Annotated in this window: 19 protein-coding genes, 1 tRNA gene, 3 rRNA genes, 1 other RNA gene and 1 other annotated feature; of the genes, 17 read left to right on the top strand and 7 right to left on the bottom strand. The window is 47.4% G+C overall.

Annotated elements, in window-relative coordinates; all coding sequences use genetic code 11:
• From ACRC6Q_RS19220 to ACRC6Q_RS19205, 4 genes are all read left to right on the top strand, one after another.
• A 23S ribosomal RNA gene (locus tag ACRC6Q_RS19220) occupies positions 1 to 127 on the top strand; the annotation flags it as partial.
• Positions 128 to 260: 133 nt separating this feature from the next.
• A 5S ribosomal RNA gene (gene rrf / locus ACRC6Q_RS19215) occupies positions 261 to 376 on the top strand.
• Positions 377 to 673: 297 nt separating this feature from the next.
• Complete coding sequence (gene guaB, locus ACRC6Q_RS19210) at positions 674 to 2,137, top strand: IMP dehydrogenase (RefSeq protein WP_223643582.1); 1,464 nt, start codon at positions 674 to 676, stop codon at positions 2,135 to 2,137.
• Between the two features lie 183 nt (positions 2,138 to 2,320).
• Entirely contained in the window at positions 2,321 to 3,661 is a 1,341-nt protein-coding gene (locus tag ACRC6Q_RS19205) for a serine hydrolase (RefSeq protein ID WP_223643584.1), read from the top strand.
• 40 nt (positions 3,662 to 3,701) lie between these two features.
• Here the strand turns inward: ACRC6Q_RS19205 and ACRC6Q_RS19200 are convergent, their stop codons facing one another.
• Positions 3,702 to 5,096, bottom strand: coding sequence for a PLP-dependent aminotransferase family protein (locus ACRC6Q_RS19200; RefSeq protein ID WP_431467263.1), 1,395 nt, complete (start codon positions 5,094 to 5,096; stop codon positions 3,702 to 3,704).
• 104 nt (positions 5,097 to 5,200) lie between these two features.
• On the opposite strand from ACRC6Q_RS19200, the gene pdxS reads away from it, so the two are divergent.
• From pdxS to ACRC6Q_RS19180, 4 genes are all read left to right on the top strand, one after another.
• Positions 5,201 to 6,085, top strand: coding sequence for a pyridoxal 5'-phosphate synthase subunit PdxS (pdxS, locus tag ACRC6Q_RS19195; RefSeq protein ID WP_431467262.1), 885 nt, complete (start codon positions 5,201 to 5,203; stop codon positions 6,083 to 6,085).
• A 2-nt stretch (positions 6,086 to 6,087) separates the two neighbouring features.
• Positions 6,088 to 6,681 carry a pyridoxal 5'-phosphate synthase glutaminase subunit PdxT gene (gene pdxT, locus ACRC6Q_RS19190; RefSeq protein WP_223643590.1) on the top strand — a complete coding sequence of 198 codons (594 nt, stop codon included), beginning with the start codon at positions 6,088 to 6,090 and terminating at the stop codon, positions 6,679 to 6,681.
• 32 nt (positions 6,682 to 6,713) lie between these two features.
• Positions 6,714 to 6,920 (top strand) — a binding site (T-box leader).
• A 66-nt stretch (positions 6,921 to 6,986) separates the two neighbouring features.
• Positions 6,987 to 8,261 carry a serine--tRNA ligase gene (gene serS / locus ACRC6Q_RS19185; RefSeq protein WP_223643592.1) on the top strand — a complete coding sequence of 425 codons (1,275 nt, stop codon included), beginning with the start codon at positions 6,987 to 6,989 and terminating at the stop codon, positions 8,259 to 8,261.
• A 93-nt stretch (positions 8,262 to 8,354) separates the two neighbouring features.
• Positions 8,355 to 9,215 (top strand): alpha/beta fold hydrolase, encoded by an 861-nt coding sequence (locus ACRC6Q_RS19180; RefSeq protein ID WP_431467261.1) that lies wholly within the window; start codon positions 8,355 to 8,357, stop codon positions 9,213 to 9,215.
• Between the two features lie 14 nt (positions 9,216 to 9,229).
• Here ACRC6Q_RS19180 and tadA read toward each other — a convergent pair whose 3' ends face one another.
• The gene (gene tadA / locus ACRC6Q_RS19175) at positions 9,230 to 9,721 is read right to left on the bottom strand and encodes a tRNA adenosine(34) deaminase TadA (protein WP_431467260.1); all 492 of its coding nucleotides are present in this window, start codon (positions 9,719 to 9,721) and stop codon (positions 9,230 to 9,232) included.
• A gap of 126 nt (positions 9,722 to 9,847) precedes the next feature.
• Here tadA and ACRC6Q_RS19170 point away from each other — a divergent pair, with 126 nt between their 5' ends.
• The 3 genes from ACRC6Q_RS19170 to ACRC6Q_RS19160 all read left to right on the top strand — a co-directional run bounded on the left by ACRC6Q_RS19170 (position 9,848) and on the right by ACRC6Q_RS19160 (position 12,107).
• On the top strand, positions 9,848 to 10,708 hold the full coding sequence (locus tag ACRC6Q_RS19170) for a YitT family protein (protein WP_223643597.1): 861 nt from the start codon (positions 9,848 to 9,850) through the stop codon (positions 10,706 to 10,708).
• Positions 10,709 to 10,803: 95 nt separating this feature from the next.
• A complete protein-coding gene (locus tag ACRC6Q_RS19165) occupies positions 10,804 to 11,442 on the top strand; it encodes a deoxynucleoside kinase (protein WP_223643599.1) in 639 nt (212 codons plus the stop codon).
• Positions 11,439 to 12,107: a deoxynucleoside kinase gene (locus ACRC6Q_RS19160; RefSeq protein ID WP_223643601.1), complete on the top strand. Its 669-nt coding sequence runs from the start codon at positions 11,439 to 11,441 to the stop codon at positions 12,105 to 12,107. Before ACRC6Q_RS19165 ends, ACRC6Q_RS19160 begins: the two co-directional genes overlap by 4 nt.
• 199 nt (positions 12,108 to 12,306) lie before the next feature.
• Here ACRC6Q_RS19160 and ACRC6Q_RS19155 read toward each other — a convergent pair.
• The 5 genes from ACRC6Q_RS19155 to ACRC6Q_RS19135 form a co-directional block, all read right to left on the bottom strand.
• Positions 12,307 to 12,399 (bottom strand) — tRNA-Ser (locus tag ACRC6Q_RS19155).
• Positions 12,400 to 12,556: 157 nt separating this feature from the next.
• Positions 12,557 to 13,570, bottom strand: a complete 1,014-nt coding sequence (locus ACRC6Q_RS19150; protein ID WP_223643603.1) for an ABC transporter ATP-binding protein — start codon at positions 13,568 to 13,570, stop codon at positions 12,557 to 12,559.
• The gene (locus ACRC6Q_RS19145; RefSeq protein WP_431467259.1) at positions 13,515 to 14,582 is read right to left on the bottom strand and encodes an ABC transporter ATP-binding protein; all 1,068 of its coding nucleotides are present in this window, start codon (positions 14,580 to 14,582) and stop codon (positions 13,515 to 13,517) included. Before ACRC6Q_RS19145 ends, ACRC6Q_RS19150 begins: the two co-directional genes overlap by 56 nt.
• Positions 14,583 to 14,600: 18 nt before the next feature.
• On the bottom strand, positions 14,601 to 15,548 hold the full coding sequence (locus tag ACRC6Q_RS19140) for an ABC transporter permease (protein ID WP_223643607.1): 948 nt from the start codon (positions 15,546 to 15,548) through the stop codon (positions 14,601 to 14,603).
• Positions 15,549 to 15,559: 11 nt separating this feature from the next.
• A complete protein-coding gene (locus ACRC6Q_RS19135; RefSeq protein ID WP_223643609.1) occupies positions 15,560 to 16,468 on the bottom strand; it encodes an ABC transporter permease in 909 nt (302 codons plus the stop codon).
• 335 nt (positions 16,469 to 16,803) lie between these two features.
• On the opposite strand from ACRC6Q_RS19135, the gene ACRC6Q_RS19130 reads away from it, so the two are divergent.
• The 6 genes from ACRC6Q_RS19130 (at position 16,804) to ACRC6Q_RS19105 (ending at position 23,676) form a co-directional block, all read left to right on the top strand.
• Entirely contained in the window at positions 16,804 to 18,405 is a 1,602-nt protein-coding gene (locus tag ACRC6Q_RS19130) for a glutathione ABC transporter substrate-binding protein (protein WP_431467258.1), read from the top strand.
• A gap of 103 nt (positions 18,406 to 18,508) precedes the next feature.
• An RNA gene (gene ffs, locus ACRC6Q_RS19125) (signal recognition particle sRNA large type) lies at positions 18,509 to 18,774 on the top strand.
• A 166-nt stretch (positions 18,775 to 18,940) separates the two neighbouring features.
• Complete coding sequence (gene dnaX, locus ACRC6Q_RS19120) at positions 18,941 to 20,674, top strand: DNA polymerase III subunit gamma/tau (RefSeq protein ID WP_223643614.1); 1,734 nt, start codon at positions 18,941 to 18,943, stop codon at positions 20,672 to 20,674.
• Positions 20,675 to 20,701: 27 nt separating this feature from the next.
• Positions 20,702 to 21,022, top strand: a complete 321-nt coding sequence (locus ACRC6Q_RS19115) for a YbaB/EbfC family nucleoid-associated protein (protein WP_223643616.1) — start codon at positions 20,702 to 20,704, stop codon at positions 21,020 to 21,022.
• 12 nt (positions 21,023 to 21,034) lie between these two features.
• Positions 21,035 to 21,634, top strand: coding sequence for a recombination mediator RecR (gene recR, locus ACRC6Q_RS19110; RefSeq protein ID WP_215102859.1), 600 nt, complete (start codon positions 21,035 to 21,037; stop codon positions 21,632 to 21,634).
• A gap of 491 nt (positions 21,635 to 22,125) precedes the next feature.
• Positions 22,126 to 23,676: ribosomal RNA gene (locus ACRC6Q_RS19105) — 16S ribosomal RNA — on the top strand.
• Positions 23,677 to 23,746 lie beyond the last annotated feature (70 nt).

Here is a 23,746-nt window from a genome sequence, read left to right as displayed (position 1 = left end):
TCAAGATGAGATTTCCCATTGCGCAAGCAAGTAAGATCCCTCAAAGACGATGAGGTAGATAGGTTCGAGGTGGAAGCGTGGCGACACGTGCAGCTGACGAATACTAATCGATCGAGGACTTAACCAAATTTGTACGGAATCCTTGCATGTTCCGGTGTCGTGTATCCAGTTTTGAGCGAACAAGAAAAAAGTTTTTGACAAAAAGCTTGAAAAAACCTGTAAGATTGGTATAATAAATCTTGTCTTTCAAAACCAAATAGTCCAGTGATGATGGCAAAGAGGCCACACCCGTTCCCATCCCGAACACGGCAGTTAAGCTCTTTTGCGCCGATGGTAGTTGGGGGTCTCCCCCTGTGAGAGTAGGACGTCGCTGGGCAATGGAAAGAAGTCGTTACCGATTCCGGTAACGGCTTTTTTTGTTTGGGGAAAAAGAGAGCGAACTATGAAATCATTAAAGGAAGTCTTTATTTCGACTTGGCATATGCGGTTAACAGTGAAAGCTCATTAGTAAATTTCTCTAATGAAACAGCTCTATTAGCAGATTTAAATGGCTTAAAATAACACTGATTAATTATTCTAAATAGTTTTTCTTTTAGCAGTTTCTTGACACGCCATATCCACGCTGATAACCTTAACAATAATATTTAAAAGGAAGCAGGAGGCGCGTCTACTTATGTGGGAATCGAAATTTGTTAAAGAAGGCTTAACGTTTGATGATGTATTGCTTGTACCAGCTCACTCGGAAGTTTTACCGAAAGATATTGATTTAGCAGTCGAATTGACACCAACCCTTAAGTTGAAAATTCCAGTGATCAGTGCAGGCATGGATACAGTAACGGAAGCTAAGATGGCTATTGCTATGGCTCGCCAAGGCGGATTAGGGGTTATTCATAAAAACATGAGCATCGAGGAGCAGGCTGAACAGGTAGTGACTGTAAAACGTTCTGAGAATGGGGTTATTACGGATCCTTTCTTTTTAACACCTGAACACCAGGTCTATGACGCTGAGCATTTGATGGGCAAGTATCGCATTTCCGGTGTGCCGATTGTTAAGAGCGAAGATGACCTTACACTTGTCGGAATCATCACGAACCGCGATCTGCGCTTTATTCAGGATTATTCTTTGATCATCAACGATGTGATGACTAAAGAGAAGTTAGTCACTGCGCCTGTGGGAACTACTTTGGAAGATGCAGAAAAGATCCTGCAGCAATACAAAATTGAAAAATTGCCGATTGTGGATAACGAAGGTCTTCTAAAAGGATTAATTACCATCAAAGATATTGAGAAGGTAATTGAATTCCCGAATGCAGCCAAAGACCAGCATGGCCGTTTACTTGTAGGAGCTGCTGTAGGCGTTACTTCAGATACAATGAAGCGCGTTGAGCAATTGGTCAAGGCTTCTGTCGATGTCATTGTATTGGACACGGCTCATGGCCATTCTGAAGGCGTTTTGGGGATGGTTAAACAGATTCGCACCGAGTACCCGGAATTGGCGATCATTGCAGGAAATGTGGCAACTGCTACAGGAACAAGAGCATTAATCGAAGCCGGAGCAGATGTCGTCAAAGTCGGAATTGGACCGGGTTCGATCTGTACAACTCGTGTTGTAGCAGGTGTCGGTGTTCCACAAATTACGGCTGTTTATGATTGTGCAACAGAAGCACGCAAGTTCGGTAAAGCGATTATCGCTGATGGCGGAATCAAGTATTCTGGAGATATCATCAAAGCGTTGGCGGCTGGCGGACATGTAGTTATGCTTGGGAGCCTGCTGGCCGGTACAACTGAAAGCCCAGGAGACACTGAAATTTTCCAGGGCCGACAATTTAAAACATATCGTGGTATGGGATCAATCGCTTCTATGGAAAAAGGTTCAAAAGACCGTTACTTCCAGGACGATGCGAAAAAATTGGTTCCGGAAGGCATTGAAGGCCGCATGCCTTATAAAGGGCAGCTTTCTGATACGATCCACCAATTGCTTGGCGGTATTCGTGCAGGAATGGGCTATTGTGGAACAAAAGATTTGCAGACTTTGCGTGATGAAGCACAGTTTATCCGTATGACAGGTGCAGGTTTGCGCGAAAGCCATCCACATGATGTCCAAATCACGAAAGAATCTCCTAACTACTCAATTTAATAAAAAAACTACACAGAGCGAAGATTTACTCGGTCTTCATTCACTGTTGTATGCGGGATTTATCTTAGCACCTTTTCCATCATTCAAATGACGGAAAAGGTGCTTTTTTCATGTTTCCACTTTTGCGTCTGAAAAATATGATAAAATAGCATGTGGAATCTTATAGACGGAGGTATTCAACAAGTGAAAAAGGTTTTCAATAAAACATTACTGACAGCATTATTGGCTGCATTGACTTTGACTATATTTGTTCCGCAGCAGGCCCAAGCGGAAGAAACATTAAATATAATGGCGGAAGCCGCTATTTTGGTGGATGCTGAAAGCGGTAAAATCCTCTATGAAAAAAACGCCGGGACGCCTCTAGGGGTTGCCAGTATGACGAAGATGATGACGGAATATTTATTGTTCGAAGCGATAGAAGAAGGCAAGGTGACTTGGGATCAGGAATACCAAGTGACGGATTATGCCTATCAAATTTCTCAGGACATGCGTTTGAGCAATGTACCGTTTCGTGAAGATGGAGCTTATACCATCAAAGAAATGTATGAAGCGATGGCCATTTTCTCAGCCAATGCGGCAACCATCGGGATAGCCGAGACGATTGCAGGAACGGAAAGTGAGTTTGTCCGTTTGATGAATGAAAAAGCTGAAGAAATGGGATTGGAAGAGACGGTTTTCGTCAATTCAACCGGGCTCAGCAATTCAAGCTTGATGGGGATGTATCCGGAAGGAACGAAAGAGAAAGATGAAAACATCATGCCGGCGCGTTCAGTTGCGAAGCTGACAAAAATCTTGTTGGACGATTATCCGGAAGTGTTGGAAACCACAAAAATTCCGGTGATGAATTTTCGTGAAGGAACTGCGGATGAAACACGGATGGAAAACTGGAATTCGATGCTGCCTGGTTTGATTTATGAATATGAAGGTGTAGATGGATTGAAAACCGGCAGTACGGATTTTGCTGGTTATTCGTTTGCAGGAACCGCAAAGCGTGACGATACCCGCTTTATCGCGGTAGTCATGGGTGCAGTGGACAACGAAGGAGCCGGTTCTTATAAAGCCCGTTTTGAAGCGACGCGCGCTTTGTTCGATTTTGGTTTTGGCCAGTTCACGACAGAGGAAATCATTCCCGCAGGCTATCAGTTTGAAGGGCAGGAAACGCTGGCTGTTGAAAAAGGCGTGGAAGAAGAAGTAGCGATTGCAGTGAAAGAACCTGTTTCCATGATGATCCGGACTGCGGATAAAGAATTGTATCAGCCGGAATTGCTGCTGGACGATACGGTTGTCCAGGACAGTAGGTTGGAAGCAGGAGTAGAAAAAGATTTAACGGTGGGAACGCTCGAGCTGACAAAAGCGGATGGCACGGAATACGGCTATTTAAGCGGAAGTGAAAACGACGTTGAAGTCGTGACTACTGAAGCTGTAGAGCGTGCTGGCTGGATGTCCCTATCGATGCGCAATGCAGGAGGATTCCTATCTTCTTTATGGGAGGATGCCGGTAGTTTTGTAAAAGGTTTATTTTAATGGAAAAAGCCGTTCATCTGAAAATGATGAACGGCTTTTTCTAACGAATTTCCCAACAGGACATCAGGTCAAGAACGCCGGAGTGGATTTCTTGTTCCGACAAGCCGCCGAATCCAAGAACGATTTTAGGATGTGTACCGGCTCTTTTATGAACGTCGTAGGACTGCAGGCCCGTGACACGGATACCGGCATTTTTAGCGCGTTCTACCAGCTCTTCTTCGCTCAATGGGGTTTGGATGGTAAGCACGATGTGCATTCCTGCCTGTTCACCGGACACTGTCACCACCGGAGCGAATAAAGCCAGAGACGAGCTCAGCTGTTTGATTTTCTTCTGGTATAGCTTGCGCATGCGATTGAGGTGGCGCGCGAAATGGCCTTCTTTCATGAATTCGGCGACCAGCTGCTGATCGTGTCTTGGCACGGATGAAGAGTAGTGAAGAAAGGTCTGCTGGTATGCCCGCAGCAGCCGTTTGGGCAGAACCATGTAGGCAAGGCGCAGAGAAGGCATGAGCGATTTGGAAAAAGTACTGATGTAGATGACTCGGTCACTCAGATCCATGCTCTGCAAAGCGGGAATCGGCCGGCTTGTGTAACGGAATTCACTGTCGTAATCATCTTCGATAATGTAGCGTTCCGGCTTGGCAGCGGCCCAATTGAGCAGCTGCGCCCGTTTGGTGGCACTTAGAACAGAGCCGGAGGGAAACTGATGGGAAGGGGTAACATACGCGACATCTACATTGGAAGCTTCCAATTCACCGATATTGATGCCATCCTGGTCCAGTTCAATGGGAACCGACTGCCGCTCATGATGGCTGAATATGCTGTGGGTCAGCGCATAGCCAGGATTCTCATAGCCGTACACAAGCTTTTTATCAAGCAGGCGAATCAGCAGCGGCAGGAGCTGTTCTGTCCCCGAACCGATGACGATCTGTTCTGCATCACAGATTACCCCCCGTGACTGATACAGATAGCGGGCAATTTCCTGCCGCAGCGCATCATCCCCTTGGGAGTGTCCGGATAATAATAATTCATGGTTGGATTCATCCAGGATGTCGCGCGCCAGTTTGCGCCATGTGGCAAATGGAAAAGAGCGGGTATCGATGCTGCCGGAGTTGAAATCCATTCTGTAGGAAGTAGTTTCTTTGATGACCGGCTCGTCGTGAGGAACATCTAAATAAGCGAGTTCTTCGACAGGCTGTGCGTAAAATCCTTTGCGGGGACGCGATTCAATAAACCCTTCAGCTACAAGCTGAGAGTAGGCAAGTTCGACGGTCGTTTGACTGATTTGCAGAAAATCCGCTAATTTCCGTTTGCTTGGCAATTTGGTGTCGACATCTATGGTGCCATCAATGATGGCTTTTTTTATTTCCCTGTAAAGTTGCTTGTAGAGCGGAATCGGTGACTGTTTTTGAAGCTGAAACATGAGCATGTCCATTTGGTTTCCTCCAACTGACCTTATTAAAATGAACAAAACTGAGTCTTTTTATATGGTCAATCTCTATTATACTGAATTTATCAACAAATAGGGGGAATTAATAAATGAGCCAACATGGAACAGATCGCGTAAAAAGAGGAATGGCTGAAATGCAAAAAGGCGGGGTGATCATGGATGTGGTCAACGCAGAGCAGGCGCGTATTGCTGAAGCTGCAGGAGCCACCGCCGTTATGGCGCTCGAGCGTGTGCCGTCCGATATCCGCCGAGATGGTGGAGTGGCGCGTATGGCAGATCCACGCATTACAGAAGAAGTGATGAAAGCCGTATCGATTCCGGTCATGGCGAAAGCACGCATTGGCCATATCGTGGAAGCGCGCATCCTGGAAGCGATGGGTGTCGATTATATTGATGAAAGTGAAGTATTGACGCCTGCAGATGAAGAGTTTCATCTATTGAAAAACCAATACACCGTACCGTTTGTCTGCGGCTGCCGGGACTTGGGCGAAGCAGCGCGCCGAATCGGCGAAGGAGCTTCCATGCTGCGCACGAAAGGCGAACCGGGTACCGGCAATATTGTTGAAGCGGTCCGCCATTTGCGCCAAGTGAATGCGGAAGTGCGGAAAGTGATTGCCATGAGTGAAGATGAATTGATGACTGAAGCGCGCAACCTGGGAGCTTCCTATGAATTTTTGAAAGAAGTAAAAAACCTGGGCCGCTTGCCGGTGGTCAATTTTGCAGCTGGCGGTGTTGCGACACCGGCGGATGCGGCATTGATGATGGAACTCGGAGCGGACGGCGTCTTCGTTGGATCCGGTATCTTCAAATCCGATAATCCAGAACGGTTTGCGCGTGCCATTGTCGAAGCGACTACCCATTACCAGGATTATAAATTGATCGCAGAGCTTTCGAAAGACTTGGGAATCGCCATGAAAGGCATTGAGATCTCCACAATTGCTGCGGGCGAACGTATGCAGGAGCGGGGCTGGTAGAGATGAAACGAGTCGGAGTCCTCGCTTTGCAGGGAGCTGTCCGGGAGCATCTCCAGTCGATTGAGGCGTGCGGAGCAGAAGCGGTTTCTGTGAAATGGCCAAAAGATCTTGAATCATTGGATGCCTTGATTTTGCCAGGCGGTGAAAGTACGGCCATGCGGCGCTTGATCGACCGCTACGGATTAATGGAGCCGCTGCGGGATTTTGCCGAAACCGGAAAACCGATGTTCGGTACGTGTGCAGGGTTGATTTTGTTAGCGGAAACAGTGGTTGGTGAAGACCAGCCGCATCTTGGCGTTATGGACGTGGCAGTTGCACGAAATTCGTTTGGCCGGCAAGTGGACAGCTTTGAAGTGCCACTTGAAATCAATGGGATCGAAGGAGCTTTTGAAGCGGTCTTTATCCGCGCTCCACACATTGTCAGCGCCGGACCGTCCACTGAAGTGCTATGTGTCCATGATGGGAAAATCGTTATGGCGAAAAATGGTCAGTTTTTGGGCTGTTCGTTTCATCCGGAATTGACCGAAGACCATCGCATTACAGCGTATTTTTTAAGTATGATTCCCAGCAAGTCAGACCTTCTCTTGCCAAATTAATCAATATATAGTAAAGTATGATTAATTTCAAAGACGAAACGTTGATGGGAAGTAGTAAAGCGATTGTTTTTCCAAAGAGAGCCGGTGGTTGGTGCGAACCGGTGAAAAACGCGTTTGAATCCACCCCGGAGTTGCATGGCGAAAGAAGCCATTGCCGGTTTTAATGCCGTTATGTGATGAAGAGGATTGGCCTGTGCCGATCAATCAGGGTGGCAACGCGGGTAGCTCTCGTCCCTTTACCAAGGGATGGGGGCTATTTTTGTTGTCTTTTTTTATGTGATTATAAATTTTGAGGAGGAAACACTATGTTGGATATTCGTTTTGTACGTGCGAATTTTGAAGAGGTAAAAACCAAATTGGCAAAACGCGGAGAAGATATTTCTGTACTGGATGATTTTGAAGGATTGGATGTAAAACGGCGCGAATTGATTGCGCAGACTGAAACATTGAAGGCAGAACGCAACGAGGCGTCTCAAAACATCGCTGCGATGAAGCGGGCGAAAGAAAATGCAGACGATGCCATTGCGAAAATGCGTGAAGTCGGCGACAAGATCAAAGCCATTGATGAAGAATTGCGGGAAGTGGAGGAAAGCCTGAACTATATCATGATGCGTGTCCCGAACATTCCGCATGACAGTGTTCCGTTCGGCGATTCTGAAGACGATAACGAAGAAATCCGCACATGGGGCGACAAGCCTGAATTCGGATTTGATGTAAAGCCGCATTGGGATCTCGGGACTGATTTGAACATCATCGATTTTGAGCGCGCAGCCAAAGTGACAGGAAGCCGCTTTGTCTTTTACCGGGGACTTGGGGCACGCTTAGAACGCGCATTGATCAACTTCATGATGGACCTCCACCAGGAAGAACATGGCTATGAAGAAATGCTGCCACCGTATATGGTCAACCGCGAAAGCTTGACGGGAACAGGCCAATTGCCGAAATTTGAAGAAGATGCTTTCCTGATCGAAAAAGAGGATTATTTCCTCATTCCGACTTCTGAAGTGCCGGTGACGAACTTTTACCGGGATGAAATTCTGACAGCCGATATGATGCCGCAAGCCTTTGCTTCTTACAGCTCAAATTTCCGCTCTGAAGCGGGCTCTGCGGGACGCGACACGCGTGGGTTAATCAGACAGCATCAATTCAATAAAGTCGAACTGGTGCGCTTTGTGAAGCCTGAGGATTCTTATGACGAACTGGAGAAACTGACCGGCCATGCTGAAAAAGTCCTTCAACTTTTGGGGCTGCCATACCGCGTATTGAAAATGTGTACAGCAGACCTTGGCTTTACAGCAGCGAAGAAATACGATATCGAAGTCTGGATTCCTAGCCAGGAGACGTACCGAGAAATTTCTTCTTGCAGTAATTTTGAAGACTTCCAGGCAAGACGTGCAAATATCAAATTCCGCCGGGAAGCAACCGGCAAACCTGAATTCGTCCACACGTTAAACGGCAGTGGCTTGGCAATCGGCCGAACCGTGGCGGCGTTGCTTGAAAACTGCCAGCAGGAAGATGGTTCAATCAACATTCCTGAAGTGTTGCAGCCTTATATGGGCGGCAAAAAGACAATTGATTGATAAAAAGGCTCAAAAGCAAATCGCTTTTGAGCCTTTTATTTAGAGAAAGGGGTAAGGAAGAGATAAAGAGCATTTGTGAAGGGAGTTAGTTAGATGACAAACTTAAGTTTTCAATTCTTGGAGACGAACGGCATCCATCTTCATGTTGCCGTGGCCGGACCTGAGGATGGACCTTTAGTCGTTTTGCTGCATGGCTTTCCGGAATTCTGGTTTGGCTGGAAAAATCAAATTCAGCCACTCGCGGAAAAAGGCTATCGGGTAGTGGCGCCCGACCAGCGCGGCTATAATTTAAGCGATAAACCTGAGGGGATCGACAATTACACGGTGGATCACCTGAGGGATGACGTCATCGGCATCATTGAGCATTTTCAACAAAAGACGGCTATTGTCATCGGGCATGATTGGGGCGGTGCAGTTGCCTGGCATCTGGCAGCCACTCGCCCGGAATACGTGGAAAAGCTTATTGTCTTGAATATCCCACATCCCCAAGCCATGCCCCGGGTACTCAAAAAGAATCCGCTGCAATGGATGAAGAGTTCTTATATCGCTTTTTTCCAGTTGCCCAATCTGCCCGAAAAGGCTCTTGGTATGGGAGAGTTCAAAGCAATGCAGCAAAGCATCGAACAAACCAGCAAGCCGGACACATTTTCAAAGCACGAAATGGAGCAATATAAAGCGGCCTGGTCACAATCCGATGCATTGACGGCAATGCTCAATTGGTACCGGGCAATCCGGCGCGGCAGCTTCAGGCAAGTGTCTGAGACGAAAATCAAAGTCCCTGTCAGAATCATTTGGGGGATGGGCGACCAGTTCCTGTCGCCGATGCTGGCAAAAGAAAGCATGTCATTTTGTGAAGAAGTCAATTTGGCGTTTGTCGGAGAAGCGACCCATTGGATCCAACACGAACAGCCAGAAATCGTCAATCGATTGATTGCTCAGTTTATCAGCGAATAAAAAAGCGAAAAACCCTATAACTGGGTTTTTCGCTTTTGTTTTTTGATTTCCCGAAGATTTCGGAAAAACTGTGTCAGCAATTGTCCGCATTCCTCGGCGAGGACATTTTCCGTTACTTGGCATTGGTGGTTAAAGCGGTCGTCATTCAGCAAGCGGTAGAGGGAATCTACGCTGCCTGCTTTAGCATCCCGCGCTCCGTAGACCACATGGGGAATCCGGGATTGTAGAATGGCCCCTGCACACATCGGACAAGGCTCTAACGTTACGTAAATCTTTGTATCTTCCAGCCGCCAGTTGCCAAGATGCAGGCACGCTTCCTGGATCGCCAACAATTCGGCGTGAGTGACGGCATTTTGTGTCGTTTCCCGCAGGTTGTGGGCGCGCGCTATTACTTGGTCGCTGTAGACAATAACCGCCCCGATAGGCACTTCTCCTTTGGCCGCTGCTTTTTCTGCTTCTTCAATTGCCAACCCCATATAAAAATGATCTTTTTCCATTCCGTTCATGATGCATCGCTCCTTGGTTCTAGTGTAGCATTTTCCGGTCCACAAAAAGAGCGCGAAAATCCGTACAGACAAAAACCCCTGAAAAGCGTAAACTGGAGAAACCAGAAAGTAGGGAGTGATCCAAGGGTGAAACAACATAAAAAGGAAAAACCGCTGCATTTTACGCTACGCTTTATTTTCATTTTCATCGGTGCCACTATGGCGGCAGCGGCCATTGAATTGTTCCTGGTTCCCAATGCAATCATCGATGGCGGGATTATCGGTATTTCGTTGATATTGGACTATTTAACCGTGATTCCTTTTGGGGTTTTACTGGTCGTCATCAATTTGCCGTTCCTTTATTTCGGCTATAAACATATCGGCCGCAATTTTTTCATCTCTTCTATTTTTGCCATTGTTGCGTTAGCGCTGATTGAAATTCCCATGCATAAGATCGAACCGTTTGTAGAAGATCCGCTTCTCGCTACTGTATTCGGCGGATTGCTCCTCGGAGCGGGTGTTGGAATTGTCATCCGCAACGGCGGAGCACTTGATGGGACGGAAATTCTCGGAATTTTATTGACCAAGAAATTACCGTTTTCGGTTGGTGAATTTGTCATGTTCTTCAATGTTTTCATCTTTGGATGGGCTGCTTTCGTTTTGGGGATGGAGCAGGCGATGTATTCGATTCTGACCTATTACATCGCTTCCAAAACCATTGACGTAGTCATTCAGGGCTTGGATGACACCAAGGCTGTACTGATCGTATCGGAAGAGTATGAAGAAATTGGTTCGGCCATCAACGACCGTCTTGGCCGCAGCTTTACGAAATTGCACGGCAAGGGGGGCTACCTCAATTCACCGAAAGATGTGATTTATGTGGTGGTCACCCGTCTGGAAATCACCAAGCTTAAGCAGATCGTGTCAGACATCGATTCCAAAGCGTTTTTGACCATTATGGCGACTCAGGAAGTCCATGGCGGAACGTTTAAAGCACCGATCCATTGAGCAAACTGTCGATTTTTCGCTCTACTTTTAACTAGAGCGGTGTGTTAAAATAAATGGCATTGCAATTTACTTGAATCGAAAAAGGAGGACTTCGCATGCCGGTGCCATTCATTACGGTAGAAGGTCCGATTGGCGTAGGCAAGACTTCGCTGACCAAAGCGCTCGCCGATCAAAATCAATTTCAGCTGTTAAAAGAGATTGTTGACGAAAATCCGTTTTTAAATAAATTCTACGAAGACATAGAAGAGTGGAGCTTTCAGACAGAGATGTTCTTTTTATGCAATCGCTACAAGCAGTTGGCGGATATCCAGAAAAAGTTCATTTCGAAGCGGGAACCGGTCGTGGCCGATTACCATATCTTCAAAAATCTGATCTTCGCAAAACGCACATTGCCTGAAGCTGAATACGCCAAGTATGAAGCCATCTACAAAATCCTGACGGTGGATATGCCGAAACCGAATATGGTCATTTACCTGCATGCCAGCCTGGACACATTGATGAAGCGCATCAAATTGCGGGGGCGTGAATTCGAACAGATGATCACCCCGGAATACATGGAGCAGCTGGCAGCGGATTACCATGAGTTCATTGAACGTTTTGAGCGTGAGCATCCGGAAATTCCAGTGTTGCGTTTCAACGGCGATGAAATCGATTTTGTCCAAAACGGCGGAGACCTTCAGCTGATCCTGGACAAGGTGGATGGAACTTTACAAAAGAGGAGTTTGACCTTATGAATTTACGTGAAAAGTACGGCATTCCACAAAATGCGGTAATTACCATAGCTGGCACAGTGGGGGTCGGGAAATCTACGATGACGAAAGCGTTGGCGGATGCACTGCAATTCCGCACATCATTTGAAAATGTCGACACCAATCCATACTTGGATCTATTTTATGATGATTTTGAGAAATGGAGCTTCCACTTGCAGATTTATTTTCTGGCGGAACGTTTTAAAGAGCAGAAGCGGATGTTCGAATACGGCGGCGGATTTATCCAGGACCGTTCGATTTATGAAGATACCGGTATTTTTGCCAAAATGCATTGGGATAAAGGAACAATGAACAATGTGGATTACGAAACCTATACTAACTTGTTTGAAGCGATGGTCATGACGCCGTATTTCCCACATCCAGACTTGCTGATTTACCTGGAAGGCTCGATTGAAGATATTCTTTCCCGCATCCAGGAACGCGGCCGGGCAATGGAGCAGCAGACACCGGTGGATTACTGGCTGGAAATGCACCAGCGCTACGAAAGCTGGATCAATTCTTTTAATGGATGTCCAGTACTGCGTTTGAATATTAACGACTATGACTTGATGAACGATCCGGATTGCTCCGAACAGATTGTGGAGCGCATTGGCGGCTTTATGAAGCAAACCTCTATCCTGCGTAAATAAATAAACCCCTTGAGCATTCATGCTCAAGGGGTTTATTATTATTTCCCGGGAAATAAAGAAAAAGGCATGAAAAAACCGGAAAGCCGAAGCCTTCCGGTAATCTATATCGAAATAATCAGACATACAATTTTTAAGAAAAATTCGTTACTTGCGTAACGAATCCAATCTCGAATTTATATGCGCGTGTAAATTCAAAAAATGGAGGAGGAAGAGGGATTCGAACCCCCGCGGGATTTGACTCCCCTGTCGGTTTTCAAGACCGATCCCTTCAGCCAAACTTGGGTATTCCTCCGTATTGGACAAGAACTAATTTATCATGGATGAATAATGGCTGTCAACAGTTTTGAGGAATAAATGCAAAAAAAATCATGAAACAGGAGAAATCCGTAGCCAGCAGGGGCTAGCCATAAGAAAGCATGATCCGGACGCATACTGCGTCCGGATAGAAGTCAATAATTCGGTTGCTTTTCACCGGATTCGATCTCTTCAATGTAATGGCAGGCCGCTTCATGTCCTGGCTTCATCGATGAAGCCGTCCTTAGTTCCGGTACTTCCACTTTGCATTTGGCCGTTGCATACGGACATCGTGTATGGAATCGGCAGCCTGATGGCGGATCAATTGGAGAAGGAACGTCTCCCTTTAAAACGATACGCTCTTTTTTCTTGTCCGGGTCCGGAATTGGAATGGCAGACAGCAAAGCTTTGGTATATGGATGCTTCGGGTTTTCGAATAAGCTGTATTTATCCGCAATTTCAACGATCTTTCCAAGGTACATAACAATAATCCGGTCAGATATGTGGCGGACCACGCCAAGGTCATGGGAAATAAACAAATAGGTCAGTTGAAACTCTTCCTGCAGTTCTTCGAGCAGATTAAGCACTTGCGCCTGAATCGATACATCGAGTGCAGAAACTGCTTCGTCGCAAATGATCAATTGCGGATTTACTGATAAAGCCCGTGCAATGCCGATACGTTGGCGCTGTCCACCTGAAAACTCATGGGGAAAGCGGTCAGCCTGATACGGCAGCAAGCCGACAGTCTCGAGCAATTCTTCGGCACGGGCGCGCCGCTTATTGGTCGGCAGAACCTTTTGGATCTCCATGGCTTCGGTCAGAACAGAAGCGACGGTCTGGCGAGGATTGATGGAAGCGTATGGATCTTGAAATATAATCTGCAGGTCTTTTCGGTATTTCCGCATATTCCGCTTGGACAAACCCGCAAGATCGACCCCGCGGAATTCCACTTTTCCTTCGGTCGGTTCTTCAAGGCGCAGAATCGCTCGCCCGGTCGTAGATTTTCCGCAGCCGGATTCACCGACAATGCTGACGGTTTCGCCTTCGAAAATTGAAAAACTGATGTCATCAACGGCTTTTACATAATTGGTGGTCCGACCAAGAAAACCGCCTTTAATCGGGAAGTATTGTTTTAGCCCCTCGACTTTTAGCAATTCTTTTTTCGCCATAAATATCCACCTCCGCTTCTCCAGTCCATTCATCTGTGTAAATCCAACAGCGTACTTGGTTGCCGTTTTCATCAGTTTCAAGTTGAGGCATATTTGCACGGCATAAGTCGGTCGCTGCAGGACAACGCGGTGAAAAGCGGCAGCCGACCGGCATTTCGTGCGGGCTCGGTACATTACCGTTGATCGGTTGCAGCTTATCCTGCTCAATGTCGTGGCGCGGCAAGGATTTCAGCAAGCCGATTGTATATGGCAGCTTGGGTTCGTGAAACAACGTGCGGATATCTGCGTATTCTACGACTTGTCCGGCATACATGACCGCAACATAATCGCAGGTTTCAGCCACAACGCCAAGGTCATGCGTGATGAAGATGACCGACATGCCGAGTCGGTCCTGCAGCTCTTTGATCAGCTCCAGTATTTGAGCTTGGATGGTCACATCAAGCGCTGTTGTTGGTTCATCGGCTATCAGAATTTCAGGGTCACAGGCAAGGGACATCGCAATCATGACCCGTTGGCGCATACCTCCTGACAATTCGAAGGGATAGTTTTTGACACGTTTGTCAGGCGAAGGGATTCCAACGAGTTTCAATAATTCCACTGAACGGATAAAGGCATCTTTTTTGGACATATTCTGGTGGAGCATGAGCGCTTCACTGATTTGCTGGCCGACTGTATAAACAGGGTTCAAAGAAGTCATCGGTTCCTGAAAAATCATGGAGATTTCATTTCCGCGTAGCTTCCGCATCTGGCTTTCGGACAACTTCAATAAATCTTCTCCTTTGTAGAGCACTTCTCCATTGGTGATTTTCCCGTTGGAAGCCAGCAATCGCATTATGGATAGGGACGTGATGCTTTTTCCTGAGCCTGACTCACCGACGATGCCGATTGTTTTGCCTTTAGGCAATTTAAAACTGACACCATCGACTGCCCGGACATCCCCAGTATCCGTTTTAAAGATGGTCTGCAGGTTTTTTACTTCCAGAATAATTTCTTGGTTTACTGGGATACTCATACGGTAGGCACCTCATTTCTAATTCAAGTCAATTCGTTTATTCAGCAGACGATACGAAATATCGACGAGCAGGTTGACGAGTACAAAAATTACGGAAATAACGAGTACCGTACCTTGAACAACTGGGAAATCACGTGTTCGAATCGCATCGATCGTCAAACGGCCCATGCCATTGATCGCGAATATCGTTTCTGTCAGGACAGCACCGCCAAGAAAACCGCCAAACTCCAGGCCGACAACCGTCACGACGGGGATCAATGCATTTTTCAAAGCATGGCGGTAAGTGACAATCCGTTCTGAAACCCCTTTGGCACGCGCCGTACGGATATAATCCTGACCGATGACTTCAAGCATAGAAGAGCGGGTCATGCGTGCGATGATTGCGGCACCTCCTGTTCCGAGCGTGAGAACGGGGAGGATGATCTGCCGCCAGGAGTCACCCCAGCCAGAAGGGCGCATTTTCAAAAACTCAAGCGATTCGGGCATCCAGTTGCCGATCGCGAACCATTGGATGAGCAACAGGCCAAACCAGAAGTTGGGCATGGATAAGCCGAACAATGCAACGATCATAATGGATGTATCGGCGATTGTATAATGGCGCACTGCTGAGATGATGCCGGCAATCAAGCCGAGAAAAACGGCGACGATGGTGGAGTAGAAGGCAAGTTCCACCGTCACCCAAAACCGCGAACTGATTTCATCCATGACAGGTCGACCTGAACGAACCGAGGAACCAAGATCTCCTTGCACAGCATTGCCTAGAAATCGTCCGTATTGAACTGGAATCGCCTCGTTTAACCCGAGGCGTTCCCGAATGTTTTCGACGGTTTGTTCGGATGCGCCTTCTCCTGCAACAATTTGTGCAGGATCCCCTGGAACCAAATGCATCAAAGAGAATACCAGGATAGTGACACCAATCAGTACAGGAATAGTTTGGATAAGGCGGCGGATAATATATTTTGGCACTTTTCAACACCTCACCTATTTTTCATTTTTGGATCCAGAGCATCACGTACGCCATCACCGAAAATATTAAAGGCAAGAACCACAAGGACAATCATCAAACCCGGGAACAAAGCGACATGTCCCGCTTCGAACATGTACTGGCGGCCTTCGTTGAGCATAGCGCCCCATTCCGGTGCAGGGGGTTGTGCGCCAAGACCAAGGAATGACAAGCCGGCGCCGGTCAAGATAGCTGTCGCAATCCGCAATGACGCCTGCACGATAATCGGCGACATGATGTTCGGAAGGATATGGCGGAAGATGATCCGGAAATCGGTAGCTCCAAGCGCCCGTACAGCGTCCACGTATTCTAATTTCCTGACGGATAGAGTGGAGCCGCGTACGACCCGGGCAAATGCCGGAACGGAGAAAATGCCGACCGCAATGATGACATTAGTCAAGCTGCCGCCAAGTACCGCGACAATTGCAAGAGCAAGCAAAATTCCAGGAAATGCGAGCAGGACATCCATTAAGCGCATGATGACCGCATCGATACGGCCGCCATAATAGCCGGCGATGATGCCGAAAACGACTCCGATGATGCCGCCGATGAAAACCGAGAAAAATCCGACATACAAGGTCAGTTTCGTTCCGAAAATAACACGTGTGAAAATATCGCGGCCATAACTGTCGGTTCCGAACCAATTAGAAATGGATGGCCCTTGCAGTTTGTTCGCTAAGTCGGTTTGATTCGGGCGGTAATCTGTGAAGGTTGTAATGATCCATGGTCCGATAAAAGCCATGAGTATAACAAACACAATCAACAGGCCGCCGATGACAGCCGCTTTGTTCTTGAGCAAACGTCGCCAGAATTGTTTATAGCTTTCGATTCGAGGATTGATTTTCTCAGAAGTGACGGGAGTATTCACAGTTTCTTCAGCCATAAAAAACACCCCTTTTAAATAATCTGAATAATTAGTTTGTTTTATCACAGTTTAGCGGATTTTTATTAAAAATGATAGATGGAAGAAGAAGTTAAAAATGACGCAAAAATATTTAGAATGGCAAAAATATATCAATCTAATAAAAACAATAATCTTAAGGCGATCTTTCATTAAAATTTCTATTTTTATATATAAAAACAAGAAGAATCGCACGTGGCTCTAAGGCTGAAGGGTTTTTTGAACTTGTAGAAAGCATCATGATATGCTATATTGTTGTCAAAATATTGCGTTATTTAGGAATCCTTTTATACCATCATAAGCAGGGGGGAAAACACATGACAATGTCGAGGAAATCGCTTTGGGTCTTTCTGATATTGCTTATGCTAGCCATGGTTCTTGCTGCATGCGCAGGAGGGGGAGGAGAAGAAGCGGGAGAATCAGGGGAATCTGATGAGACTGCAACTGCAGGCGGGGATTTAATTATTGCTGTATTGTCTGATGCTTCATCTTTGGATCCGCACGGTTCGAATGACGTTCCATCTTCAGTCGTTCAAGAGAACATTTACGAAACATTAGTGAAGCGTGATGAGAATAACGAAATCACGCCTGGTCTGGCTGAGTCGTGGGAGCAAGTGGATGAGACCACCTGGTCGTTCCAATTGCGGGAAGGCGTCACATTCCATGATGGAGAAGAGTTTAATGCGGAAGTGGTAAAAGCGAATCTCGACCGAGTTCGCGATGAAGCAGTCGCTTCTCCACGCTATTTCCTATTTGAAATGATCACAGATGTAACGGTTGTAGATGATTACCAGGTCGAAATTAAGACGGAGTATCCGTTTTCTCCATTGCTTGCCCATTTATCGCATAATGGAGGGGGCATGATTTCTCCAGCTTCCATTGAAGCAGATTACGAAGCGTTGAATGGGGGAGCTGATCCAGGTTCTGTCATTTCACAGGAACCTGTGGGAACAGGGTACTTTACATTCGACACATGGAATGCCGGTTCTGAAATCAGGCTTGTCAAAAATGAAGACTATTGGGATGAACCGGTCCAAGTGGATTCAGTTACGTTTCGTGTCGTACCGGATTCCCAAGTACGGGCTGCCGACCTTGAAACAGGCAATGTCCACATCATCGATCCAGTACAGCCCAACGAAGTGGAACGCATCAATAACTCAGGCAGCGCTTCTGTGTTGGTGAGCCCATCTTCAAGCTTGGATTATCTGGGCTTCAACACTGAAAAAGAACCTTTCAACGATCCACTGGTGCGCCAGGCGATTTCCTATGCCATTGACCGCCAGGCTATCATCAGCGGAGTTTTTGATGACTTTGCGGTTGTTGCGAATGGTCCGCTTGCACCGGAGATTTTTGGTTATTCAGAAGATATTGAACCGGTGGAGTTCAATATGGAAAAAGCCCGGGAATTGATGGAAGAAGCGGGAATGGCAGACGGCTTCAGCACTTCCATCTGGACCAATGACAATCCGCAGCGCCAATCGATCGCTGTGTTGGTCCAAGAAGCATTGGCTGAGCTGAACATCGATGTTTCCATTGAAGTGATGGAGTTCGGTTCCTACCTTGATCAAACAGCGGCAGGTGAACACGATATGTTCATCCTTGGCTGGTCGAATCCAACCGGAGATGCGGATTACGGCATGTATGCCTTGTTCCATTCCTCTCAAAAAGGGAATCCAGGGAACCGTTCCTTCTATGACAATCCAGAAGTCGATACACTTCTAGATGAAGGACGCAGAGAAGCGGATCCGGATCGCAGGGAGGAAATTTACGCAGAAGTGGGACAGCTTCTGACCGATGACGCTCCTATGGCTTTTCTGGTCCATGATGAATACTTGCTTGGAGTTGCAGATAGCGTGTCGGGCTTCTCAATTGATACATCCGGTATTTATCAATTGAAAGACGTCACTATCCAACAGTAGACAGGAATTTTAGACACTTCTTCGTTGAATAGGCGAAGGAGTGTTTTTGTTAATCCTACTTTATATTTGATTTATCCCGTATTATTTCGTATACTAGTAAATGCCGTGCTAGGTGGGAAGATAGCGGTGTCCTGTAACCTGCAATCCGCTTTAGCAGGACTGAATTCCTTTCTGAGGCTGTGTGCATGTAAGGTCTGCCTCTTGCACGTAGTGTTGACATCTGGGTCCTGCGCAATGGAATCCCATGAACCATGTCAGGTCCGGAAGGAAGCAGCATTAAGTGGAACATTCCATGTGCCGCGGGATCGCCTAGATCGAGCCAGCGACAAGGGTAACGCTTATGTGCAGCAGTCGAAGAAAGGTGCACGGCAAAATTACATAAATTCAAACCTGTCCGCTCTTGCAGCGGGCAGGTTTTTTTATTGTTCCCTTCGCAGAATCGTCACGCGGAGATCGGGGAAATCGCTAAGAAAGACCCGTCTTTTATGATATAATGAGAGGACGAAAAACAGATTAGTTAAAAGGAGAGAACAAGTTGGCGTATCAAGCTTTTTACCGTGTTTACAGACCCCAGTCCTTTTCTGAAATGACAGGTCAGACGCATGTCAAACAAACCCTTCAAAATGCTCTCCTTTACAATAAGACGACGCATGCTTATTTATTCTCAGGACCAAGAGGAACAGGGAAGACCAGTGCAGCGAAGATATTCGCCAAAGCATTGAACTGTGAGCAGGCTCCGGCAGCGGAACCATGCAACGAATGTGCTTCCTGCAGAAGCATTAACGAAGGATCCAATACCGACGTCATTGAATTTGACGCAGCTTCCAATTCACGCGTAGAAGAAATGCGGGAAATTATTGAGAAGGTCCGGTTTTCGCCGGCGAATTCCCGTTTCAAAATCTATATCATCGATGAAGTGCATATGCTGTCAAACAGTGCGTTTAACGCTTTGCTGAAAACATTGGAAGAGCCGCCGGAACACGTGGTCTTCATTTTGGCGACAACAGAACCGCATAAACTGCCATTGACGATCATCTCCCGCTGCCAGCGTTTTGATTTTAAATCTCATACGCAGGTGGATATTGTTTCGCGCATGGTGGAAGTGTTAACGGATGCCCAAATCCCTTATAACGAACAGGTGCTTAAAATAATTGCTCAGGCTGCTTCCGGCGGAATGCGGGATGCATTGAGTCTATTGGACCAGGTTGTCTCGTTCAGCGGCGATGAAATGACAGTCGAAGATGCATTATTGGTTACAGGATCGATCAGCCAGGATATGTTCTATGGTATTGCGGAAGCATTGCTTGCCAAGGATATCGGACAGTCGTTGACGCTATTGGAACAATTGGTGCGCGACGGCAAAGACCCTGTCCGGTTAGTCGAGGATTTCATCACTTTCTTCCGGGATCTATTATTGATCCAGACGGCGCCCAACCTTCACGATATGTTGGAGTTGGCTACACATGAACCGCGCTTTGAAGAATTGGCCAATCGATTCGAGCCGGCGACCCTTTATACCTGGATTGACATTCTATCTAAAACCCAGCAGGAAATGCGTTTTTCAAACCATACAAAAATCTATATGGAAACGGCTTTACTGAAGATGGCGCAGGCCGATGTGCCGGTCCAAAGTACAGCTTCTGCAGTGTCACCCGAACTGGAAGCGAAAGTCATCCAGTTGGAAAATCTGGTGCGCGAATTGCAGCAGCAGGTGAAGAACGGGGCAGGCAGCAGTGCGGCAGCGGCGCCGGCGGAACAGAAAAAACGCCAGCGCGCGCAAAGCAGCTTTAAAATACCGACTGGGCGCATTCAGGAAGTCTTGAAAAATGCGACCAAGCCAGACATTCAGGCGATCAAAACCAATTGGGCCACAGTGATGAGCCAGTTGCAGCGGTCGCATTCGGCTTTATTGAATGACGCAGAGCCAGTAGCGGCATCAGCGGATGCATTTGTGTTAAAATTCAAGTATGATATTCATTGCCAGATGGCTTCCGAAAACCAGACGTTTGCCGCAACCTTCAGCCAATTGTTGGAGCAGTATGCAGGCAAGGCTTATACGCCGGTTTTCGTTCCGGACGCCAGTTGGCTGAAAATCCGTGAAGATTTTATTAAGAAGAACGGATCGAAGGCAGGCACTGAAGAAAAACAGTCAGAGGCTGAAGAAGGAAATCCGTTTTCGGGTGAAGGAGCTGCAGCGGAAGAAGATCCGTTCATCTCAGAAGCCGAGCGTCTTTTCGGAAAAGACTTTGTCGAGGTTCATGACGACTAAAATGAAAATTCTAAGGAGGAACTAATTATGCGCGGTGGAGGAAATATGCAAGGCATGATGAAGCAGATGCAAAAAATGCAAAAAGAGATGGCGGTTGCCCAAGAAGAACTTGGAACATTGAAGTTCGAGGGATCAGCTGGCGGTGGTATGGTTAAAGTTACTGTATCCGGCCATAAAGAAGTATTGGACATCGTATTGGATCCAACAGTTGTTGATCCGGAAGATATTGAAATGCTGCAGGATCTTTTGGTTGTGGCTACAAACGAAGCGTTTAAAAAAGCGGATGAACATGCGAATTCCACAATGGGGAAATTCACGAAGGGCCTAAATCTCCCGGGCATGTTCTAGGAGGAAAACCAGATGCATTATCCAGAACCTATTTCGAAGTTAATGGAGAGTTTTATGAAATTGCCAGGAATCGGGCCGAAAACAGCGGCCCGGCTGGCATTTTTTGTGCTTGGCATGAAAGAAGACACGGTGCTTGATTTTGCTAAAGCTTTGGTTGATGCAAAACGGAATTTAAGTTTCTGCTCGGTGTGCGGCCATATTACGGACGTCGATCCCTGTCATATTTGCCAGGATCAACAGCGCGACCGCACGACGATCTGCGTGGTCCAGGATCCGAAAGACGTAATTGCGATGGAGAAGATGCGCGATTACAAAGGCCTGTACCATGTATTGCAGGGTGCCATCTCTCCAATGGACGGAATTGGCCCTGAAGATATAAATGTTCCCTCTCTATTGAAGCGTCTTCAGGACGAAGAGGTGGAAGAACTGATTCTGGCGACGAATCCGACGATCGAAGGAGAAGCGACAGCGATGTATATTTCCCGCCTCGTAAGACCTTCAGGAATCAAGACTACAAGAATTGCTCATGGACTTCCGGTAGGCGGCGATTTGGAGTATGCGGACGAAGTGACTTTATCGAAAGCATTGGAAGGCCGGCGCGAGCTTAAATAGAAGCAAGAATAAGAATGAGGCTGTGCGCTTCTGATAAATGGGAAATATTCTGATTTATTATGTTTCGCATATAATAATCTAGAGTGACGATAGGTTAATAGAGAAAAGAAGAAGAATTAGGAAAGAGAAAGCGAGTCAAGTAAAATGGCTTTACAGAGCGGTTACTCTTGACTCCTTTTTCAAACTCCTTCTATATAATGAAAAGTGAATTCCATAAGGAATGTTTTATGAATATAATTTTATTTGCCAAAAGTGTTGACAGTCTGGCGAATATGCTTTAGTATCATAGGAGTCGTAAAGAACGACGCAAACAACATGAACAACCGAAACAAACTTGAACCTTGAAAACTGAACAGCAAAACGTCAACAAACATGCAACGGCCGCGCAAAACGGCCCGCGCACTTTACTGATCAGCGTATGCAGATCACAAGCGAACCGTGCGTCTTCGGACGGCGGTACGCCAGCAAGTATTTGAGCAATCAACTACTCTATAATGGAGAGTTTGATCCTGGCTCAGGACGAACGCTGGCGGCGTGCCTAATACATGCAAGTCGAGCGGAACCGGTGGAGCTTGCTCCATTCGGTTCAGCGGCGGACGGGTGAGTAACACGTGGGCAACCTGCCCTGCAGATCGGGATAACTCCGGGAAACCGGTGCTAATACCGAATAGTTTGCGGCCTCTCCTGAGGCTGCACGGAAAGACGGTTTCGGCTGTCACTGCAGGATGGGCCCGCGGCGCATTAGCTAGTTGGTGGGGTAATGGCCCACCAAGGCGACGATGCGTAGCCGACCTGAGAGGGTGATCGGCCACACTGGGACTGAGACACGGCCCAGACTCCTACGGGAGGCAGCAGTAGGGAATCTTCCGCAATGGACGAAAGTCTGACGGAGCAACGCCGCGTGAGTGACGAAGGTTTTCGGATCGTAAAACTCTGTTGTGAGGGAAGAACACGTGCCAATTAACTACTGGCACTTTGACGGTACCTCACCAGAAAGCCACGGCTAACTACGTGCCAGCAGCCGCGGTAATACGTAGGTGGCAAGCGTTGTCCGGAATTATTGGGCGTAAAGCGCGCGCAGGCGGTCCTTTAAGTCTGATGTGAAAGCCCACGGCTCAACCGTGGAGGGTCATTGGAAACTGGAGGACTTGAGTGCAGAAGAGGAAAGTGGAATTCCATGTGTAGCGGTGAAATGCGTAGAGATGTGGAGGAACACCAGTGGCGAAGGCGACTTTCTGGTCTGTAACTGACGCTGAGGCGCGAAAGCGTGGGGAGCAAACAGGATTAGATACCCTGGTAGTCCACGCCGTAAACGATGAGTGCTAAGTGTTAGGGGGTTTCCGCCCCTTAGTGCTGCAGCTAACGCATTAAGCACTCCGCCTGGGGAGTACGGCCGCAAGGCTGAAACTCAAAGGAATTGACGGGGGCCCGCACAAGCGGTGGAGCATGTGGTTTAATTCGAAGCAACGCGAAGAACCTTACCAGGTCTTGACATCCCGCTGCCCGGTGTAGAGATACGCCTTTCCCTTCGGGGACAGCGGTGACAGGTGGTGCATGGTTGTCGTCAGCTCGTGTCGTGAGATGTTGGGTTAAGTCCCGCAACGAGCGCAACCCTTGATCTTAGTTGCCAGCATTCAGTTGGGCACTCTAAGGTGACTGCCGGTGACAAACCGGAGGAAGGTGGGGATGACGTCAAATCATCATGCCCCTTATGACCTGGGCTACACACGTGCTACAATGGACGGTACAAAGGGCTGCCAACCCGCGAGGGGGAGCCAATCCCAGAAAACCGTTCTCAGTTCGGATTGCAGGCTGCAACTCGCCTGCATGAAGCCGGAATCGCTAGTAATCGTGGATCAGCATGCCACGGTGAATACGTTCCCGGGCCTTGTACACACCGCCCGTCACACCACGAGAGTTTGTAACACCCGAAGTCGGTGAGGTAACCCTTGTGGAGCCAGCCGCCGAAGGTGGGACGGATGATTGGGGTGAAGTCGTAACAAGGTAGCCGTATCGGAAGGTGCGGCTGGATCACCTCCTTTCTAAGGATGAATTCGGAACCGGGTTTCCCGGGGTTGACGTTTTGCGTTCAGTTTTGAAGGTTCACCTTCA

The organism is Planococcus sp. SE5232, from assembly GCF_050686535.1.
Taxonomy (GTDB): domain Bacteria; phylum Bacillota; class Bacilli; order Bacillales_A; family Planococcaceae; genus Planococcus.
This window is presented reverse-complemented; position numbering and strand designations above follow the sequence as displayed.

Excerpts from the sequence above, each read along its gene's own strand:
- guaB (WP_223643582.1), top strand. The coding sequence starts at position 674 with ATGTGGGAATCGAAATTTGTTAAAGAAGGCTTAACGTTTGATGATGTA.
- ACRC6Q_RS19200 (WP_431467263.1), bottom strand. The coding sequence starts at position 5,096 with ATGGACATGCTCATGTTTCAGCTTCAAAAACAGTCACCGATTCCGCTC.
- pdxS (WP_431467262.1), top strand. The coding sequence starts at position 5,201 with ATGAGCCAACATGGAACAGATCGCGTAAAAAGAGGAATGGCTGAAATG.
- pdxT (WP_223643590.1), top strand. The coding sequence starts at position 6,088 with ATGAAACGAGTCGGAGTCCTCGCTTTGCAGGGAGCTGTCCGGGAGCAT.
- serS (WP_223643592.1), top strand. The coding sequence starts at position 6,987 with ATGTTGGATATTCGTTTTGTACGTGCGAATTTTGAAGAGGTAAAAACC.
- ACRC6Q_RS19180 (WP_431467261.1), top strand. The coding sequence starts at position 8,355 with ATGACAAACTTAAGTTTTCAATTCTTGGAGACGAACGGCATCCATCTT.
- tadA (WP_431467260.1), bottom strand. The coding sequence starts at position 9,721 with ATGAACGGAATGGAAAAAGATCATTTTTATATGGGGTTGGCAATTGAA.
- ACRC6Q_RS19165 (WP_223643599.1), top strand. The coding sequence starts at position 10,804 with ATGCCGGTGCCATTCATTACGGTAGAAGGTCCGATTGGCGTAGGCAAG.
- ACRC6Q_RS19160 (WP_223643601.1), top strand. The coding sequence starts at position 11,439 with ATGAATTTACGTGAAAAGTACGGCATTCCACAAAATGCGGTAATTACC.
- ACRC6Q_RS19150 (WP_223643603.1), bottom strand. The coding sequence starts at position 13,570 with ATGGCGAAAAAAGAATTGCTAAAAGTCGAGGGGCTAAAACAATACTTC.
- ACRC6Q_RS19145 (WP_431467259.1), bottom strand. The coding sequence starts at position 14,582 with ATGAGTATCCCAGTAAACCAAGAAATTATTCTGGAAGTAAAAAACCTG.
- ACRC6Q_RS19135 (WP_223643609.1), bottom strand. The coding sequence starts at position 16,468 with ATGGCTGAAGAAACTGTGAATACTCCCGTCACTTCTGAGAAAATCAAT.
- ACRC6Q_RS19130 (WP_431467258.1), top strand. The coding sequence starts at position 16,804 with ATGACAATGTCGAGGAAATCGCTTTGGGTCTTTCTGATATTGCTTATG.
- ACRC6Q_RS19115 (WP_223643616.1), top strand. The coding sequence starts at position 20,702 with ATGCGCGGTGGAGGAAATATGCAAGGCATGATGAAGCAGATGCAAAAA.
- recR (WP_215102859.1), top strand. The coding sequence starts at position 21,035 with ATGCATTATCCAGAACCTATTTCGAAGTTAATGGAGAGTTTTATGAAA.